The following is a 19,144-nucleotide window of genomic DNA, read 5'->3' on the forward strand; positions in this document are numbered from 1 at the left end:
TTCGGGACAGGCTATATGCGGCAAGGATATTCGCCCTCATACCCGCTGCGTGACGAGCGGGTTACGGAAGACAGGCTCAGACTGGCCAATCTCTTCCGCAGGCAGTTCTATATCTTGTTCGGGTTGGGGCTTATGGCGCTCACCGGCATGGCCGTCGGTGCGCTTGCGACGTGGAATGTTGCCGATCCGAGCTTCAGTCACGCAACAGACAATCCGGTAACCAACGCGCTCGGCTACCCAGGCGCCGTGTTCTCCGACATCGCCATGCAGTTTTTCGGCCTGGCGAGCGTTCCCGCTTTGCTTCCGCTTGCCGTCTGGTCGCTCCTGATGATGACGCGTGGTGGAATCGGGCGCATAGCCAAACGCAGTTTCGCGTGGCTCGGCGCTGCATTGCTGTTCGCAGCTATTGCCAGTTGCTTTGCCGTGCCTGAAAGCTGGCCCATGCCGATTGGCCTCGGTGGCGTCTTCGGCGACATGGTCCTGAAGTTCCCGGGCCTTTTCATCGGTAGTTTCCCGCAAGGCGCGATAGCGTCGGGAATTGCGCTTATTCTCGCGATACCGGCTCTGTGGCTCTGCCTTTTTGCCAGCGGGATCATCGGTCGCGGGGCAGGAATCATCAATCCTGCACAGCCATCGGCACGTCGTGGTGCGGAGCACGATGATTTTGCCGGAGATGAGGAAGACGATGAAGCATCTGCCGGTGGCGGTTTCCAGCTTGTTGGCGCGCTCACCCATCTGGCATTGACCACGACCGCAAATTTCAGGCGTCTGACGGGGCTTGGACGCCGCCGCCCGCGCGAGGAAGATTTCGACGAAATGCGCGTTGTGCGCCGCAATGCGGAAACACGCAATGCGCCGCGCCGCGAACCCGGTTTCGGAGCATCTGCCCCAGCCGATGACGAGCCGCCTTTCGATATGGATGACATGGATGACGGTTCGCCACTCGCCGGTCAGGAGTGGCATGATGCGCCGCCCGCGCGAAGCCGCAAGGCTCGTGTGGAACAGGTCGCACCTTCGCCAAAGCCCGGCGCGCGCGCCCAGCGTGAGGCGCAGCCGTCCTTCCTCAAGGACAACGGCGTCTTTGAAATGCCATCGCTGCATTTCCTTGCGGAACCGAAGCTGGTCCAGCGTGATCCCGCACTTTCCAAGGATGCTCTGGAACAAAACGCGCGTTTGCTTGAAGGTGTTTTGGAAGATTTCGGTGTGCGTGGTGAAATCATCAATGTGAAGCCAGGTCCGGTGGTCACACTTTACGAGCTTGAGCCAGCACCGGGTATCAAGTCATCACGTGTTATCGGGCTTGCCGACGACATCGCCCGTTCAATGAGCGCGATTGCAGCGCGTGTGGCGGTCATTCCGGGGCGTAATGCCATCGGTATCGAACTGCCCAATCCCAAGCGCGAAATGGTTTATCTGCGCGAAATGCTGGCAAGCCGCGATTTTGAACAGTCCAAGGCGAAACTGGCGCTGGCGCTCGGCAAGACAATCAATGGCGAGCCAGTCATCGCCGATATCGCCAAGATGCCTCATGTTCTCGTTGCCGGTACCACAGGCTCAGGCAAGTCGGTGGCGATCAATACCATGATCCTGTCGCTACTTTACCGCATGACGCCGCAGGAATGCCGCCTGATCATGATCGATCCCAAGATGCTGGAACTTTCCGTCTATGACGGTATTCCACATCTGCTGACGCCCGTTGTGACCGATCCGAAGAAGGCGGTCGTCGCGCTCAAATGGACCGTGCGCGAAATGGAAGACCGCTATCGCAAGATGTCCAAGGTCGGCGTGCGCAATATCGACGGCTTCAACCAGCGTGTCGGTCTGGCGCAGAAGAAGGGCGAACCGATCGCGCGTACCGTGCAGACCGGCTTCGACCGCAATACCGGTGAGGCGATCTACGAGACGGAAGAGCTCGATCTGGCGCCGATGCCCTATATCGTCGTGATCATCGACGAAATGGCCGACCTGATGATGGTCGCAGGCAAGGATATCGAAGGCGCGGTGCAGCGCCTCGCGCAGATGGCGCGTGCGGCCGGTATCCATGTCATCATGGCGACGCAGCGTCCATCGGTGGACGTCATCACCGGCACGATCAAGGCCAACTTCCCGACACGTATCTCCTTCCAGGTGACGTCGAAGATCGACAGCCGCACCATTCTGGGCGAGCAGGGTGCCGAACAGCTTCTCGGCCAGGGCGATATGCTCTTCATGGCTGGCGGCGGTCGTATCCAGCGCGTGCATGGGCCTTTCGTCGGTGACGATGAGGTGGAACGCATCGTGCAGCACCTGAAGCTTCAGGGCGTACCGGAATATCTCGATGCGATCACCGAGGATGAAGAAGACGACGAAGGCGGCGGTCCGGCTGGGACCTCCAGTCTGGAGGATTCCGACGATCCGTATGATCAGGCTGTCGCCGTGGTGCTGCGCGACAAGAAGGCTTCGACTTCCTATATCCAGCGCCGTCTTGGAATTGGCTACAACCGGGCTGCCTCGATCATCGAACGCATGGAGGACGAAGGCATTGTCGGTCCGGCCAACCATGCGGGCAAGCGTGAAATTCTCGTCCCGACCGGTGACGATGATTTCTAAGCCGGGTGTATGACTGCGGGACGCCATACTCGCGCCCAACTGCCAGCGTAGTTCAACAGAATGATGAAAAGAGAAAGTTTGTCGATGATGTTCTCCCGTTTTTCCGCCATTGCGAAAGCTGGTCGTTTTGCAGCCGTGCTGGGAATGGGAGCGCTTGGCCTTGGCATGACGTCACTGATTCTGGCGCCGGTCGCCGCGATGGCACAAGGTGCTGGCGCTGGTGCTGCGGCACAGCAGATTGCAGATCATTTCTCATCCGTGCGCACAATGACTGGCGAATTCGTCCAGTTCGGTCCGAAGGGCGACCAGACCGGCGGCACTTTCTATATCGAGCGTCCGGGAAAGATCCGTTTCAACTACAACAACTCGCCGATTCGGGTGATTTCGGATGGCGAATCGGTGGTCATCAACAATCGCAAGCTCGACACGTGGGATCTCTATCCGCTTTCGAAGACGCCGCTGAAGCTGCTGCTCGCGGACCGGATCGATCTTGGCGGCGGCCGTCTTCAGAATGTGAAGCAGGAGCCGGACATGACCACGCTGGTATTGGGCGACAAGTCGGTCTTCGGCGATTCGAAAATCACCATGATGTTCGACCCCAAATCCTACGAGCTGAAGCAGTGGACCATCACGGATGCCCAGAAGCTCGATACCACTGTCATGATCTTCAATGTGCGCAGCGGCGTTCGGTTCACCGACGATATGTTCAAGATCGACTATCAGCGCATCGCGATGAAGCGCAAAGGCCAGTAATCGTCAGTTTGTGATAGGCAAGTCGTTTGCATTTGTCGGATAAATGATTAGGTTCGCGGCATCTTTTTCGTTGCTGCGAGACCTACCTCCATGACATTTTCTGTTGCTACCTGGAACATCAATTCCGTTCGCCTGCGTATGCCGCTGGTCGAGCAGTTTTTGAGCGATTATCAGCCGGATGTTCTCTGTCTTCAGGAAACCAAATGTCCCGATGACCAATTTCCTTCCAAGGGCTTTCGCGCACTTGGCTATGAGCACATCGCCATCAGCGGCCAAAAGGGCTATCACGGCGTTGCAACAATATCGCGCCGTCCACTGACGGGCGTGGAAAAGATCGGGTTTTGCGACATGGGCGATTGCCGCCATCTGAGCGCGGTGGTCGAAGCAGGTGGTAAAAAGCTTCGCATTCATAACTTTTACGTTCCTGCGGGTGGTGATGAGCCGGACCCGCAGATCAATCCGAAATTTGCACATAAGCTGGCTTTTCTCGAGGAGATGCGCGCCATCGTAGCCGACCGGCAGGATGGACATTCATCCGTTCTCGTCGGCGATCTCAACATCGCGCCGCTCGAAAATGACGTCTGGTCGCACAAACAGCTTTTGAAGATCGTTAGCCATACGCCCATCGAGACCGAAACGCTGGAAGATTTGCGTGTGAAGGGCGGCTGGAGCGACCTGATGCGGCAGCTCATTCCGGCAGACCAGAAAATCTATACCTGGTGGAGCTATCGCGCCAAGGATTGGGCCGAGTCAGATCGTGGTCGCAGGCTGGATCACGTCTGGGGTTCCGCCGATCTTGAAACACATATCCAGAGCCTGCAAATTCTTCGCGACGCGCGCGGCTGGGATCGCCCGTCCGACCACGTGCCGGTTATTGCGACATTCGATCTGGATTGATCATGTCGTAAGCCCTATATAGGGGGCAGTTTAGAGCGAATTTCGATCTTATTGAATCGGATCGGCGCTCTAAATATCTGTTTTAACGCGCATCTTTTCCGAAAACCGTTTCACACGTTTCGGGATGCGCTCTGAACAAGGAGAGAAGAACGATGGATCGGATTGCACTGTTTCAAATGACCAGTGTTTTCAACGTTTCCATGGTTCGCGATGTCTGCTGTTCTTACACTTCAGGATATTTCCTGCGTTACGGCTGATGGCCGTACTCTCTTCGAAACCATCAATTTCAGTATAACCGCAGGCCGCATCGGTCTGGTCGGGCGCAATGGCGTCGGCAAATCAACGCTGTTGCGCATCATGAGCGGGGCGCTGCTTCCGACAAACGGAAATGTGACCGCGAACGGAAGCATCGGTGTGCTGCGGCAGAATGCCGGCGGCGATTGCACCGGGGCACTGGCTGATCTTTTCGATGCGCGGACAGATTTCGATATTCTGGCACGCGTCGAACAGGGGCTGGCCAGTGACCGCGATCTGAATGAGGCCGACTGGCTTCTGCCGCAGCGCTTTGTTGACGCACTACAGCAGCTTGGTTTGCCTGATATGGGTCCGGAAACACCCGTTTCCGCTTTGAGTGGAGGCCAGCAGACGCGCGCGGCGCTTGCAGCCCTCATCTTCCGCAAGCCTGACCTGATTCTTTTGGACGAACCGACCAATAATCTCGATCGCGCCGGTCGTCTGGTCGTCGTCGATTTATTGGCCGCCTGGCGCGGTGCAGCCGTGGTGGTCAGCCACGACCGTGAACTGCTGCAGTCGATGGATGCGATAGCGGAATTGTCGGCAGACGGGCTTCGAATCTATGGCGGGAGCTGGGATTTCTATCACGGGAAAAAGACCGAAGAACGCGAGAAAGCAGCCCACGACCTCGCAATGGCACGACGCGAGGTCAAGCAGGTCGAGCGAAAGGCGCAGACTGCAGCCGAAAGACAGGCGCGCAGCGATGCGCGCGGTAAGAAGTCACGAGCCGATGCTGGAATGAGCAAAATGCTGCTTGATGCCCGGGAAGATCGTGCGCAGCAGTCGAAGGGCCGAGGCAATGCGCTGGCGGAACGCCAGTCCGGCAAGGCCGACGAGCAGTTGCGGGAGGCCGAGGCAAAAGTCGAGCGGGTGAAGCCGATGCATTTCGATGTGGCTGGCGCGGTTCCGCCTTCCGGTCGCGTCATGCTGGATATGCAGCATGTCTCAGGCGGACCTCAGACCGATTGTCCGGTGATCCGCGACCTGTCGCTGAAGATTGTAGGAGCCGAGCGCGTGGTTGTCGCAGGGCCGAATGGCGCTGGCAAAACCAGCTTGCTGCGGTTGATGACGGGAGATCTTCAGCCTGTAGCCGGAACGGTTCTGCGTCCGGCGCGTGTAGTGATGTTCGACCAACAGATGAGCCTGATGGATCGCAGCCAGACTCTCTATGAAAACTATCGGCGTCTCAATCCGGGATCGAACGACAATGATGCGCGCGCGGCGCTGGCACGGTTTTCGTTCCGTAGCGAGGGGGCTTCACGGCTTGCCGGCAGTCTCAGCGGCGGCGAATTGTTGCGGGCGGCACTTGCCTGCGTACTCGGTGGAACGGAGCTTCCTGAACTCCTTATTCTCGATGAACCGACAAATCATCTCGACCTCGACTCCATTGAGGCGCTGGAAACCGCTCTCAATGCCTATGAAGGGGCGCTGATCGTTGTCAGCCACGATCAGACGTTTCTCGACGCTATCAGGATGAAAAGGGTAATAGAGCTTTAAAGGATCTGCTGCAAACTTTTCGTCAAGGATGTTGATGACGGCATTCAGGCTTTGCAAAGCAACTTGACGCAGATGCGCTTACGATTGCGCCTTCCGCGATCCGTCACCGGATTCCCGAATGACACAATCGGCAAGCGTCCCCCGAAAGCTTTACTTCTTTATATCCCTGATCAACCTGTCGGCCCACCACTGTGTCTGCCCGATCATCATATCGCGATCATCGCGAGCCGTCAGTGGTTGTAAATTCAATATTTGCGATGATCCAACGTCGGATCGTCACCAACTGTGACAATATACAGTTTAGTTATAAAGGTTATGTGTCATAATGAAAACCGTAAAGAAAATACATATTGGCGAATATACAGTAAATTTCTCGAATATAATGGAGAACATAATGAATAAATTTTTATGTGCAGCAGTCGCACTATCATCTTTCATTCCTAGCTATGCGTTTGCATCGCAATCATATCAGGTCGTTTTTGTAAATAATACTTATAATGAATTGAAAATTATACCGAACGGATCGGCTGGGAAATGCTTCCACATATGGAATGTGCCCTCAGGAGGAGCGACTCTGACGAATAAGGCTCCTGACAATAGATTGACTGTTCGTGTAGAAGATAAAAATTCCGGAAACTGCATAAATGCAGAAAAAAAAGCTGCATGGAACGTGACACCGGATGGCAAGGTCGGTCAAATAATTACCTTAGATCATCAGCGTTCCAACTGGGCAACTCAAGTAACTTCAAACTTATACGACAGTGATCCATTGAAAAATAAAAGCATAATAAAAACGGCTACTTGTCAGACTGGAAGTACCGCATCTGCTGCTGTCAACTGTTACGAGAATCTAGTACCGGGGGTCCCGGAAGCGGGTGTTATACTAATAAATTTTTAATACTGTAGAATAGAATCCATATTATTAGTAAAAGCAAGGCGCCATTAAATGACGCATACTATATAATACAGCGAAAATTCGATTGTAATTATATTATAATGAATATAAAATATAATAGTATGAAAATAATGATAATTATCGTGATAATACAATTGAGATGGCGTCTTGGTTTTATTTTATGGTTATATTAGGATACCAATCCTTTCCTTGAATTTAGTATTATCTAATATTGCGTAGAAATTAATCGATTTGGAGAAGAGATGACAAGTGTGAATATTATCGTTTACGATTTCGGCGTTCGAGGTTTTACGAGCAGCAGAGATATTCAAGTCGCTATGAACGTTAATGTCAATGTTGTCCTGACTTTCGCGTTGTGCGATCAAAATGGTACATTGATTAACCTTAGTCAACCAAGTGCAGCAGATGCAATTAAATATTTCCAATTAACAGATTACTATAGTGGGTCGAGCAGTATAGCAGACTTCGCGATTCAGGATCCGACGATTGCTAAAACTGCGTATAATTCATTTACGGTCGAATGGAAAGTTACGTGTAAAATTTCAAACGCGCGACAGACCTTTGGATATATAATCGACACCCAGAATTGGGCCCTGCAAGGAAGTGGGCAAGCTTATAATTTATCAATGAAAGGAGCTCAGAACGCGTTTTCATTACATTCTGGGCAGTCTTAGAGCGCCGATCTGAATCAATCAGATCGAAATGCGCTCTAGGAAAAAGACCGCACATGCATTGGAGCAGGAACAGCCAGGTCTGATGAGCTGAGGTGAAGATGGGTTCAAAAGTCGGCGTGACCTTGATCCCGCACGCCTCGTTTTTATTGATGGTGAGGCGGACAAGCAATCGATCCAGTGAATCGATTGCCCGTCGAACGGCCTGAACACGAAGGTCGCAAGGCTCTGTGGATAGTCTCAACGCGACGAAAGAACCAAGCAGGCATTTCCACATGATCATTGGAAAACAACCAGATTCTCCGGTGCGCTTCGTCTGTCAGGCTTGACGGCACCGATGGTGCTTGAAGGCGTGATGAACACCGATGCTTTTCGTGCCTATGTCAATCAGGTTCTCGTGCCGACCCTGACACTCAGTGACATTATCATCATGGATAACCTGTCCGCCCACAAGGTTGCGGGCATCAAGGAAGCAATCGAGGCGGCAGGTGCTCAATTGCGGTATCTGCGTGCAAAAGCCGAGTGCACTGTCCAGGTCCTGTGAAATGCCGTCGGCCAAGTCGTAATACTGTTCGAATCAACTGAGTGCGTAAATTACTTTGCCGACTGCGGTTATGATCCAAGATAAACGGATGCGCTCTAGATCGCGGAGTTATTTTAATGAATGTATATTCTCAAATTTATACAAAGGCCACGGATTTTGTCGGCGCGATTAAGGGTGACGTGGATCCACGCACCGGACAATTTACAATCAAGATCAGTCTTGGGTCGCTGATGGCCAATAATGGGCTTGGACCAAAGATTCCACTTGATCTCAGATACTCGCCGATGACACAGGCCAATCTTGGTTTCGGTGTCGGTTTCGGGTTTGGCTTTACCACCTACGATCAGCGATCCACCCTGCTGTCGCTTGGAGGCGGCTCGACTTATAAGGTTCTGGAAAGCGACGAAACTCTATCCCTGATCGACGCAAAGCTGCGCCAGGTCTCTGTCTCCAAGATCCCGCAACACTATTATAAAACGCTCTATAAGGACGGCAGTTTTGAGCTGCTCACCGCGCCCGAGGTTCTGAGCAGTTTGAAGGTTCCCGACACGATCGTATCGGCAAGTGGTCACTTTGTTACGCTCAACTGGGCGTTCGCGGATAACCAGTTCCGTCTCGTGTCGATTGTCGATGAGAACGGTAGCACCCTGGTCAGTGTCGACTACCCGGATGAGCAAAACCTGGCCACTCGGATTGCGGTTCTGCCCGACCGTCAGATCGCGACCGCCGGCTCGGACGACCCTGAAGGATACAATGTCTATCTGTTCTTTGGCGACAGTCACCATTTGACCAGGATTACCTGCGATGCAGCGGACGATCTGGAATGGAATATCGGTTACACGAATCTGAATAGTATCGGTCCTTGGGGACAGGTGGCCTCCAGCATCACTTACCCGGGTGGGCTTTACGAATATGTGAAATATTCCAGGAGCCGCGGACATCGTTTCAGCAGCGCACGCCCCGATATGTCGTCAAGCCTTTATCCCTACGTGAGGGAATTTACCCGCGTTCCGGGTGATAGTCAGCCCATGATCACGACGACCTATGATTATGAGGTCATCAACAGCCATAATTTTCTCGGCCACGCAGCGCCGGGCATTTATGCCCGCAATCCGACATTGGATGCGCTTTATAATTGCGCAGACAGCACCTATCGCTACCATACGCTGGAAACCCATGTCGATGACAACGGCGAAGAGACGCGGATCGGGCGTACCTATAATTGCTTTCACCAGCTCGTTGAACAAAAGAGCACGACAAGCGATTGCTCGGTCACCCGGCGCACGAAGTATGGTTCCTTGCCGGGCAGCGGTTTCGAGGCTCAGCCTGCGAATTTCCAGTGCCCCAAAACGAAGACCATAATCTGGAGCCGGACCGACCCGGTGACCGGGGCGGTTGTGTCCACGAGCGAGGCCGCTCAGAATTTTACGTATGACAACTACGGCAATATCCTGGAACGAAGCGGTACCTATACCGACGCGGCAGGCACAGAAACGGCGATTGGTACGCTCACCTATGAATATTATCCTGCTGAAACGGGCACGTCTTATGATCCGAACACAGGGTTTGGCTGTCCGGCTGATCCAAACAGCTATAATAAAGGGAACAAAATTCCACGGTTTGTGAAGAGCAAAACCTTCACACCGCACCAGTTCCACGGCGATGAACAGCCGAAAGAAATCCGGTACGCCTATACCCAATACGACCTGCCGGATGCGGTGAAGCAACTGCTTTCGTCCACCGATCCCGATTACAATAGCGCTTATGCGGTGTTGAAGTCCGAACAGCGGATCTATGATAATGGCGAGACGCTGCTGGAAAAAACCACTTATACTTATGCGGACAAGGACGCTGTTCTGGCCGGAACCGACATGCGCGAGTTCGGCCAATTGCTCCAGACCATCGACACGCATTATCCAAATGACGGTGTGGTGATCGATTCAACTGATCCGAAGACGGCTGCAAGCTTTGAGACCACTACCAATACACAGATCGAACTGGTCAATAGCAACAATGACCTGAAGACAACCACAACCGTTACAACATGGGACAGCCTTTCGACTTCGTCGAGCCAGACGAGTTCGCGCTTTACCGGTCGGATCAAGGAGCGCGTTGATGAAGTGGGCATCGTGATCCAGGCGACATATGATGCGCTTGGGCGGGTAGTATCGGAAACGACCGCTGTTGGAACCGACTATGAAGACGAGTACACTCTAAGTTATGTCTTTGGCACCGCTGCCACGACATCCTACTTGATCACTGCTACAGACAGGTTGGGTAATCAGGCGAAAACAACCTTTGACGGGCTCGGCCGGGCTCTGACAGGCACGGTCAAGCTGGGGACGGCTGGCGCGATCTGGCAAACGATGCAGAGCCGACAATATGACTGCTCCGGTCGACTGAGTGCCTCAACAAGCTATGACTATAAGGATGAAACGAAAGCCGATATCATCGGCGCTTACAGTACGGTGACGTCGACGCGGCATTATGATAACTGGGGCCGGGTCGATTATGTGACGGATGCGGAAGGTATTCGGCGCTATAATAGCATCGATCCGATCGCCCTGACAAAAACGGCCTACAGCCAGAGCGCTGATGCTTCTGCTGAAACCGCAAGAACCGTTTTGTCCGCGAATGTCGCCACCTGTTCCGCCAGCATAGAGCTCTTCAATTCAACAACAGCGCCCAGCAATAGCGGCGGACTGTATAGTACCGTAACCCAGAACTATGACGGCTGGAAGCAGTTGCGTAAAACCACGGATGAGCTGGCGCGCGACACGACATTCGACTATGACGTTTTTGGGCGCGTCACCACGACGACCTTGCCCATTGTGCCTAACCAGAAGGGTGACGGAAGCACCGTTGTAACGCGTCTCTACAGTCGCGATAGCGCATCCTCGACTGTAACTGATATCCAGGTGAACGGCACATCCATGGGCACCCGTGAAGTTGATAGCTTGGGGCGCGTGACAAAACAGACCGTGGGCGGGCGTGTCACGACCGCTATTTATGATGCAGCTTCTGGCAGTCTGACCGCACCTTTCCAGGTTACCACGCCTTACGGAACAACGGTTCAGTTTCTATATGAGGCAGCCCTTGGAGGGAAGATTGCTTCAAAAAGCCTGATGGTGGGCGGCAAAGCTACCGACACGGCGGTGTTTTCCTATTCCAAAAAGACGGATCAGACACAGGTCGGTCGACTTTTGAATACCGTGAGCACGGTCAACGCCCTATCAAATACCATCACAAACTCCTACGATCTTGCCGGGCGCCTGCTGACAGAGACCTTTAACGATGGATCGACGGCATCACACAAGCATACGGTTGCCGGTAAAGCCTGGAGCTACACCGATATTACGAGTCAGACATGGGAGGTGACGGAGGCCGACGTCTATGGCCGACCGACGACCGTGAACGATGGCGGCTATGTCCGGCTGAGTCTTTCCTATGACAATCTCGGTCGCACACAGAGCTGGACCACAACTGACAGCCTTTCTGCCGAAACGCTCATCACAAGTCTGATATGGGATGGCGTGGATCGGGAATTTACCCGTACTATGGACAGCTCGCGTACGGGCCAGCGAATGCTCGTTCAGCAGGACTATTCTAAAAACCACCAGATCAGCAGGCGAACTCTCAAGCGCGGTTCGGTTTCCACACCGCCCGAGAATCTTACAACCACCCGTATTGAGAACTATGCCTACGACAAACGCAATCGTCTGAGCAGCTACAATGTCCAGAATCCGACTGATCTGGACTGGATCAGAGATGACAAGAACAATATAATTACTGGCGAGGCTTATGGCTCTGCTGGTGATCCAGGTTACGATGCCTTCAACAATATTCTGAAGGTTACCACGACCTTTAAAAATGGCCAGGATATTGCGACCTTCACATATGACACCACGGACATCACCCAGCTCGTCACTATAAATCACAGCAACATCACCCTCGGTAGCCAGATTGACCTGACTTATGATGGGTATGGCTGCCTGCAAAGTGACGAGAACGGTTCAGTGATGAGTTATGATCAGGGGATTAATTGCGGCTATATTTGTGGATTTCAAACGCAGGGCTCCACTGATGTTCCGAAAACATTTCAGTATGATGCGCTTCGACGCGTCGTCAACGAAAGCGGCACCACCCTATTCTACAACGGCACGACACTTGCCGCCCAAAGACAGGGCAACAATACAAACCGTCTTGTCTATGGCCCTTCCGGTGCCATTGGGCAGGTCGATAACGCCAATACGGTCTGGCTGAACGGTGCCGGTCTCGACGGCTCCATCCTCAGTGCTGATAGTCCTGACGGCGCGCAGCAACACTATGATGTGGCTTATGGGCCATACGGCCAGCAGACAACGCAGGAAGGGCAGTCACCTGTCATCCTCGGCTATAATGGCGAGCGCAAAAGCAACCTGCTTGGCGGCTATCAGCTCGGAAACGGATACCGCCTCTATAAACCGTCCCTGCGCCGCTTCACATCACCTGACACCCTCAGCCCTTTCGGTGCCGGCGGCATAAATCCCTATGCCTATTGTGAAGGCGATCCGATCAACAATACCGATCCAACAGGGCATTAGCAGGTTCGGAGATTCCTTATGGATGCGGGCCCATAGGGATGGATGCTGTCCCCGGAACTGGCGAAGTTGCAATGGGAGCAGAAGTGGCTGGAGCCGCTGGCGCAGAAGCAGCGGCTGGGGCTGCCGCCGCAGCCGGTGGAAAAGTCGCAGCGGATGCCGCCGCCGCAGGAGCTAACGCTGGCGCCCGAGCAGTCGCAGCCGGAGGAGCGCAAGACGCAGTTAATAATAACTTCGTCCTTACTTATGAAAGGCTAGATCAGTTCATTTCAGAATCTGAACAGGAACACGCAGACGAGGTGATTGATGAGGAACTTAAGAGCCTTAAAGGGGATGGCAGCCCATTCGATTGGGGCTTAAACACGACTGGGAAGATATTAAGGAATATATCAAGCCAGTAGATGATCCAGCACAGCCAGGGCCAAGTAATAGGTCCGCACAAAGGCAGCCCCGGGATGCAGAAAATCCGTCACGCAAACGTCCAGTTGAAGCCCGACCTCAGTCGTCGGGAGATGAGGGGCCGCGACCCAAGCGTAGCAGAAGAGTACCTGGAAATCCAGATCTTGAAGCTCTTCAGAAGCGTTTTCCAAATAGAAATACCAACGATATAAATAGAGATGAAAGTTTTATTAATAATGCATACTGTCATTTTAAAGTCTTAGAAAAACGAAAGGCAATCGCTTCTGATAGACTCGGTGTCATTGGCGATAATGATCTTGCAAATAATCACGGCCTCAACAGAAGCCAATTGAAAACTGTTTTATATGATATCTGGTTTGATCCTGTAAAAATATAGAAAATTTCTCTAATTGTAGTTATTTCTATTTAATTACGCCAATTTTTCTCAAAAATTGTTTAGAGTAGAGAGAGAATTAAATGAACATGAAATTACTTTTCCATTATTTTGAACCGTTATTTGATGTTTGATGGTTTCATTGAAGTGAAGACGCCTTGTTGCTTGCGCATCATGTGAATGACGCTCGATGGCAGCCAAAGCGATACCGGCAGAGGCTTCGGACTTGAAGCCGAGCATGTCTTTATCCTAAAGCCGGGTCCCATGTTGGGGAGACATGCATTTGAGCGCGTTTCGATCTGATTGAATCAGACTGGCGCTATAACTGGTTGTTTTAACGCGTATCTTTTCCGATCGAAGCAGGATCGGAAATCAGTCCAGTGAACTGATTTCCCTGCGTAGGCGTTTCACACTTTTCGGAATGCGCTCTAATCGCCATTAAGGCGCGGCGCGACTTTTTCGATTTCGCCGATCAGTTCCAGCAAATTGCGACTGATATGGGAATGCAACGCCGCCGCCACTTCCGGATATTCCTCGAGGATGCGTCGGAAGATCGAACGGCTGATGCGGATAACCTCGGTTTCCGCTTCGGCGACCGCACCGGTGAGACGCGAGGTCTGTGCGATCAACGCCATTTCTCCGATCATCGCACCTGGACCGACGGGGCGGATCGCAATCCGCCCTTCGTCTTGTTCGTGAAACAGGGTGATGTTCCCGGAAACGACGATATAGGCGCAGTCGGCACTTTGTCCTTCACGGAAAAGTTCGCGCCCGGTTCTGAGAACGAGACGTTCCGCACCGAAGGCAAGCAACCGCAACTGTTCGGGCGTGAAAGACTCGAACAGGCCTACCGTGCCGAGAATGCGAATATCGTCATCGAGCGCCATGGATCGTCAATACACCTGCATCGGGCGCTGTCCATCATGGGACAAGCTTGTATCCCCCGCTTTCTGTGACCAGAAGCGCCGCATTGGACGGGTCTTTTTCTATTTTCTGGCGCAGACGGTAGACGTGGGTTTCCAGTGTGTGCGTGGTCACACCCGAATTATAGCCCCATACTTCTTCAAGGAGCACATCGCGGCCGATAACCTTGTCGCCGGCGCGATAGAGATACTTGATGATGGCTGCTTCCTTCTCGGTGAGACGAATCTTGCTGCCCTTCTCGTCGATGAGCAGCTTCTGGCCGGGCTTGAATGTGTAGGGGCCGACGATGAACGTCGCGTCTTCGCTCTGCTCGTGCTGGCGAAGCTGTGCACGCACACGCGCCAGAAGCACCGCGAATTTGAATGGCTTAGTGACGTAGTCATTGGCGCCCGACTCGAGACCGAGAATCGTATCCGATTCCGTATCGTGACCGGTGAGCATGATGATCGGTGCCTTGAAACCGCCCTTGCGCAGCAACTTTACGGCTTCACGGCCATCCATATCTGGCAGGCCAACATCCATGATCAGGAGGTCTACAATGCCGTTTCGTGCAGTCTGGATGCCCTTGGTGGCATTGTCTTCCTGCAGAATCTGGAATTCTTCGCACAGCTCGAGCTGTTCGACGAGGATGGAACGGAGATCTTCGTCATCGTCCACAATCAGTATTGTACGGCCTGTCATGCCTGTCCTCGTTACTCTTTGATTTAAATGGCTCTTGGTGTTTTATGACATTTAATGGAGACAAGTTGAAGCGGCGAAACGCGAAAGAGTTTTTTGCGCTCGCCGACAACGGTTTAAAACATGCATGACACGGAGGCGGGAGCTTGGCCAGATACGAAATCAGCCGGGGAATCGGCGTTATCGATGTACGGGCCAAACCGGGCCACAAGACTCGCGGCTTGCTTGTTGCCGGCAATCTGGTGCTGGAATGCGCTCTTGGCAAGGGGGGGATCAGCGCTTTCAAGCGCGAAGGTGATGGGGCGACGCCGCTGGCAACCATGCGGCTGCTCTATGGATATCGACGTGGCGACAAGGGTTTGTTGCCCTCATCACGACTACCGCTCGGGCGCGTCCGCCGTCTGGACGGCTGGTGTGATGCATCGTCCGATGCCAATTATAATCGTCCCGTAAAGCTGCCTTATGCGGCCAGCCACGAGGATATGTGGCGGCGCGATGACCTTTATGATGTCTGCATTGTCATGGACTGGAACATCGCGCCACGTCGTCGTGGATGCGGCAGCGCGATCTTCTTTCATCTGGCGCGACCCGGCTATACGCCAACCGAAGGCTGCATAGCATTGAGGCGCGCCGACATGGCGCGCCTCTTGCCTCATCTGACGGATCGGACTGTGATCCGTGTTTTAAGGTAATCTTCTGAGAGCGCCGATCTGATCGGCGCTCTCAGTATTTGTTTTAATGCGCACCTTTTCCGAAAACCGTTTCACACTTTTCGGGATGCGCTCAGTGTGCGGCGGCGACGACTCTCACTTCGTTGCCATCGGCATCGTAGAGCTTTCCGTTCAGGAAATAATCTCCGTCATGCAGCTCCGAGATGTTGTGATGGCGGATGATGCGCTCCGTGCCTTCCGCAAAGACTGACATCTGATTGCTGTTGCCCAGTTTGATTTCATTGAACATCAGGTTGAGCGCAATGGCCATCAACGCTGCCGAACTGATGCCGGAATGGAAGATGGTTTCGAACCAGGTCGGGAAGTTGTGGTAGAACTGGGGCGCGGCGATCGGGATCATGCCAAAGCCGATCGAAGTTGCCACGATGATGAGATTGATATTGTTCTCATAATCCACTTTCGCCAGCGTGCGGATGCCGCTTGCGGCCACCGTGCCGAACAGGACAATGCCCGCTCCGCCCAGAACCGCCGGAGGAACGCAGGCAATCACCCGGCCCATCACCGGCAGGAGGCCGAGCGTGATGAGGATCAGCCCGCCGGTTGCCACCACGTAGCGGCTTTTCACACCCGTCACCGCGACTAGGCCGACATTCTGCGCGAAAGCACTCTGCGTGAAAGAGCCGACAATCGGTGAGAGGATGCTTGAAAGCATATCCGCACGCAGGCCATTGGCCAGACGACGCGAATCCACTTTCGTACCGATGATTTCACCGACAGCCAGGATATCGGCGGAAGTTTCGACCAGCGTGACCATGATCACGATGAACATCGAGAGCGTTGCTGCAAGGCTGAACACCGGCATGCCGAAATGGAAAACTTCCGGCAGGGCCACCATCGCGCCTTCGCCCACACGCGAAAAGTCGGTCATGCCGAGCGCCCAGGCGATAAAGGTTCCGATGATCATGGCGAGCAGGATCGAAAGCCTGGAAATCGTGGCATTGCCCATCTTGCTGAGAATGAGGACGATGACCAGTGTGAGGCCGGCAAGCCCGATATTGGCCATGCTGCCGAATTCGGGGCTGTTGCTGTCTCCGCCCATTGCCCAGCGCGCCGCAACGGGCATCAGCGTCAGACCGATCGTGGTGATGACGATGCCTGTGACGAGCGGTGGGAAGAAGCGCGTGATGCGTGAGAATATCGGCGTGATGATAAGGCCGATTACTGCTGCCGTGATGACGGCTCCGAGCACGACCTGCAGACCTGCTTGCCCGGTTTGGCTCGACGTAACGATGGCTACCATGGTGGCGACGCCCGAAAACGAGACGCCCTGAACCAGAGGTAGCTGGCAGCCGAAGAAGGGGATGCCGATGGTTTGCAGGACGGTCGCAACACCGCCAGCAAACAGCGACGCGGTGATCAGCAAGCCGATTTCGGTCGGGCTGAGACCGGCCGCCTGACCGATGATCAGCGGAACCGCGACGATGCCCCCATACATGGTCAGAACATGCTGGAAGCCATAAGCCAGATTGGCAGTTGCTGATAGTTTTTCATCTTCGGGACGCGAAAGCGCATCCGCCCCGGATTGGTGCGTATTCAATGATACTTCCTCCCAGCAGGCGCAAGCTCATAGCCCGCCTGCTCTCTCCGTTCTCCCTGCGCTGATCGTCGTGGCGGCATGTCTTTCGACACCGAACCGACGATGAAATGCGCGATGTCTCCTCCAAAGACACGTCGCAGGAGTATAACCGCAGCCGTCCGGATGACTGTGTCTCTTTTGCTTGAAATTGTTTTCGATGCGGGGATGCTAATGTTGAGGGAGTTTTTCAGATGTCTATTTGGCGCGGGCTTCTCTCATTGCATCGCGCAACACCGCAAAAATGTAGGGTTCCAGCGATTGCGCAACGTTGAAGCGGAGAAAGCCGCTTGCTGTGCGTGATGGGCTGAAGACATCGCCCGGTGCCAGAAGCACACCCTTCTCCAGAGCATGCCGGGCAATCTGGCCGGAGTCCAGCCCATCCGGCAATTCCGCCCAAAGGAACATGCCGCCTTGCGGCTCGGTCCACAGCGTGAGGCCTTCCGCTTTCAGGCGATTGGCGGTCAGCGTCATGGCGTCGGCCAGTTTGGCGCGCAAGCTGTCGATATGACGGCGATAGGTACCGTCGGTCAGAAGTGCGTGCACGATCTGCGGCGACAATGCATTGCCGCCGAAGCTGGTGGCAAGTTTCAGGTCGGTGAGCCCGTCGATCCAGTCGCGACGCCCGGCAATATAGCCGACGCGGGCAGCAGCGGATAGCGTCTTGGAGAAGCTGCCGATGTGTAAGACGCGCTCAAACCCATCGAGCTCGGCAAGCAGTGGTGCGGGGGAGGGGTGGAAATCGCCGAAGATATTGTCCTCAACGAGCGTGACGCCATGCGCTTCGGCAAGCTTCAGCAGGCGGTGAGCGGTGGCTGGCGTCATTGAGCCGCCGGTCGGGTTATGCAGTCCGGCATTGGATATATAGAGTTTCGGCGCGTGTCCGCTGGCCGCTCTCGCAAAAGCCTCGAGGTCCGGGCCGGTATGGGCATAGGGCACGCCGATCAGTTTTACACGGTGCGTCAGAAGTACGGCCTGAAAGTTGAAGTAGCAGGGATCGTCGACCAGAACCGTATCACCCGGCTGCAACAGATAGCGGCAGATCAGGTCGATTGCCTGCGTGCCTGAATCGGCCAGAAGTATTTCTCCGCTCGAAACGTCGATGCCCTGTTCGCCGAGCCGGCGAGCGAGATGCTGGCGCAGAGGACGGAAACCGAGCGGTTCGCCATAGGTGGCAAGATTGCTTGTCTCGTCGCGGGCAACCAAGCGCATTGCCCGACGGATCGCTTCCTGCGGTAGCCATTCGTCAGGCAGCCACCCGCATCCCGGTTTGAGAGTGGCGTCATCAGCCTCAAGCGATTGCCGCATGACCCAGAAGGGATCGATCTGGCGTTCCTTATGTGGCGTGTTGGTGGCGAGTGAAAATGGCTGGCGGGCACGTTCCGAAACATAGAAGCCTGCTCCGCGCCGCGACTGGATGATGCCTTCCGCCACCAGCCTGTCATAGGCTTCGACGACGGTGGATTTCGAGACGTTCATCGTTTCGGCGAGGCGTCGGATAGAGGGCAGTCGTGCACCCGGCGCGAGGCTCATCGCGGTGATGCGTCCGCGAATAATGCCCATCACCTTTTCAACAAGCGGCATCCTGTCGGCGGTGGCGTTTTCATCGTCGCGCTCGATTTCGCCGCTTGCGTAAGCGGCTTCTACAGCTTCAAGGCTGCGCAGCAGGCCCGTCGAGATCATCTGTACTATTCCTTGTATCAG

Annotated in this window: 15 protein-coding genes and 1 pseudogene; 11 read left to right on the plus strand and 5 right to left on the minus strand. The window is 54.2% G+C overall.

The annotated features are described in order from the left end of the window. The first annotated feature begins 15 nt into the window (after window positions 1–15). From ACYSN1_RS08190 to ACYSN1_RS08235, 10 genes and pseudogenes are all read left to right on the plus strand, one after another. Window positions 16–2,589 carry a DNA translocase FtsK gene (locus ACYSN1_RS08190; RefSeq protein ID WP_461725159.1) on the plus strand — a complete coding sequence of 858 codons (2,574 nt, stop codon included), beginning with the start codon at window positions 16–18 and terminating at the stop codon, window positions 2,587–2,589. Between the two features lie 84 nt (window positions 2,590–2,673). After that, window positions 2,674–3,342, plus strand: a complete 669-nt coding sequence (locus ACYSN1_RS08195; protein WP_461725160.1) for an outer membrane lipoprotein carrier protein LolA — start codon at window positions 2,674–2,676, stop codon at window positions 3,340–3,342. A 90-nt stretch (window positions 3,343–3,432) separates the two neighbouring features. After that, the gene (locus tag ACYSN1_RS08200) at window positions 3,433–4,239 is read left to right on the plus strand and encodes an exodeoxyribonuclease III (RefSeq protein ID WP_461725161.1); all 807 of its coding nucleotides are present in this window, start codon (window positions 3,433–3,435) and stop codon (window positions 4,237–4,239) included. 210 nt (window positions 4,240–4,449) lie between these two features. Then, window positions 4,450–6,030: an ABC-F family ATP-binding cassette domain-containing protein gene (locus ACYSN1_RS08205; RefSeq protein ID WP_461725162.1), complete on the plus strand. Its 1,581-nt coding sequence runs from the start codon at window positions 4,450–4,452 to the stop codon at window positions 6,028–6,030. 394 nt (window positions 6,031–6,424) lie between these two features. Continuing rightward, window positions 6,425–6,928 (plus strand): hypothetical protein, encoded by a 504-nt coding sequence (locus ACYSN1_RS08210; RefSeq protein ID WP_461725163.1) that lies wholly within the window; start codon window positions 6,425–6,427, stop codon window positions 6,926–6,928. 260 nt (window positions 6,929–7,188) lie between these two features. Continuing rightward, entirely contained in the window at window positions 7,189–7,620 is a 432-nt protein-coding gene (locus ACYSN1_RS08215; protein WP_461725164.1) for a hypothetical protein, read from the plus strand. A gap of 37 nt (window positions 7,621–7,657) precedes the next feature. Further along, window positions 7,658–8,245: pseudogene (locus tag ACYSN1_RS08220) on the plus strand (transposase); the annotation flags it as partial. A gap of 32 nt (window positions 8,246–8,277) precedes the next feature. Further along, window positions 8,278–12,744 (plus strand): RHS repeat-associated core domain-containing protein, encoded by a 4,467-nt coding sequence (locus ACYSN1_RS08225; RefSeq protein WP_461725165.1) that lies wholly within the window; start codon window positions 8,278–8,280, stop codon window positions 12,742–12,744. A 42-nt stretch (window positions 12,745–12,786) separates the two neighbouring features. Beyond that, entirely contained in the window at window positions 12,787–12,999 is a 213-nt protein-coding gene (locus ACYSN1_RS08230) for a hypothetical protein (RefSeq protein ID WP_461725166.1), read from the plus strand. A 91-nt stretch (window positions 13,000–13,090) separates the two neighbouring features. After that, window positions 13,091–13,537 carry a hypothetical protein gene (locus ACYSN1_RS08235; protein WP_461725167.1) on the plus strand — a complete coding sequence of 149 codons (447 nt, stop codon included), beginning with the start codon at window positions 13,091–13,093 and terminating at the stop codon, window positions 13,535–13,537. A gap of 48 nt (window positions 13,538–13,585) precedes the next feature. Here ACYSN1_RS08235 and ACYSN1_RS08240 read toward each other — a convergent pair whose 3' ends face one another. From ACYSN1_RS08240 to ACYSN1_RS08250, 3 genes are all read right to left on the minus strand, one after another. Then, the gene (locus ACYSN1_RS08240; RefSeq protein ID WP_461725168.1) at window positions 13,586–13,774 is read right to left on the minus strand and encodes a hypothetical protein; all 189 of its coding nucleotides are present in this window, start codon (window positions 13,772–13,774) and stop codon (window positions 13,586–13,588) included. A gap of 188 nt (window positions 13,775–13,962) precedes the next feature. Then, window positions 13,963–14,421, minus strand: coding sequence for a cyclic nucleotide-binding domain-containing protein (locus ACYSN1_RS08245; RefSeq protein WP_461725169.1), 459 nt, complete (start codon window positions 14,419–14,421; stop codon window positions 13,963–13,965). Between the two features lie 34 nt (window positions 14,422–14,455). Next, window positions 14,456–15,139 (minus strand): response regulator transcription factor, encoded by a 684-nt coding sequence (locus ACYSN1_RS08250; protein WP_006467959.1) that lies wholly within the window; start codon window positions 15,137–15,139, stop codon window positions 14,456–14,458. 143 nt (window positions 15,140–15,282) lie between these two features. On the opposite strand from ACYSN1_RS08250, the gene ACYSN1_RS08255 reads away from it, so the two are divergent. After that, the gene (locus ACYSN1_RS08255) at window positions 15,283–15,828 is read left to right on the plus strand and encodes a L,D-transpeptidase family protein (protein ID WP_461725170.1); all 546 of its coding nucleotides are present in this window, start codon (window positions 15,283–15,285) and stop codon (window positions 15,826–15,828) included. Window positions 15,829–15,919: 91 nt separating this feature from the next. Here the strand turns inward: ACYSN1_RS08255 and ACYSN1_RS08260 are convergent, their stop codons facing one another. Continuing rightward, window positions 15,920–17,404, minus strand: coding sequence for a nucleobase:cation symporter-2 family protein (locus tag ACYSN1_RS08260; RefSeq protein WP_461725171.1), 1,485 nt, complete (start codon window positions 17,402–17,404; stop codon window positions 15,920–15,922). Window positions 17,405–17,638: 234 nt separating this feature from the next. Then, window positions 17,639–19,123 (minus strand): aminotransferase-like domain-containing protein, encoded by a 1,485-nt coding sequence (locus ACYSN1_RS08265; RefSeq protein WP_461725172.1) that lies wholly within the window; start codon window positions 19,121–19,123, stop codon window positions 17,639–17,641. Between the last annotated feature and the right edge of the window lie 21 nt (window positions 19,124–19,144).

It is taken from the genome of Brucella sp. LJL56, from assembly GCF_054871705.1.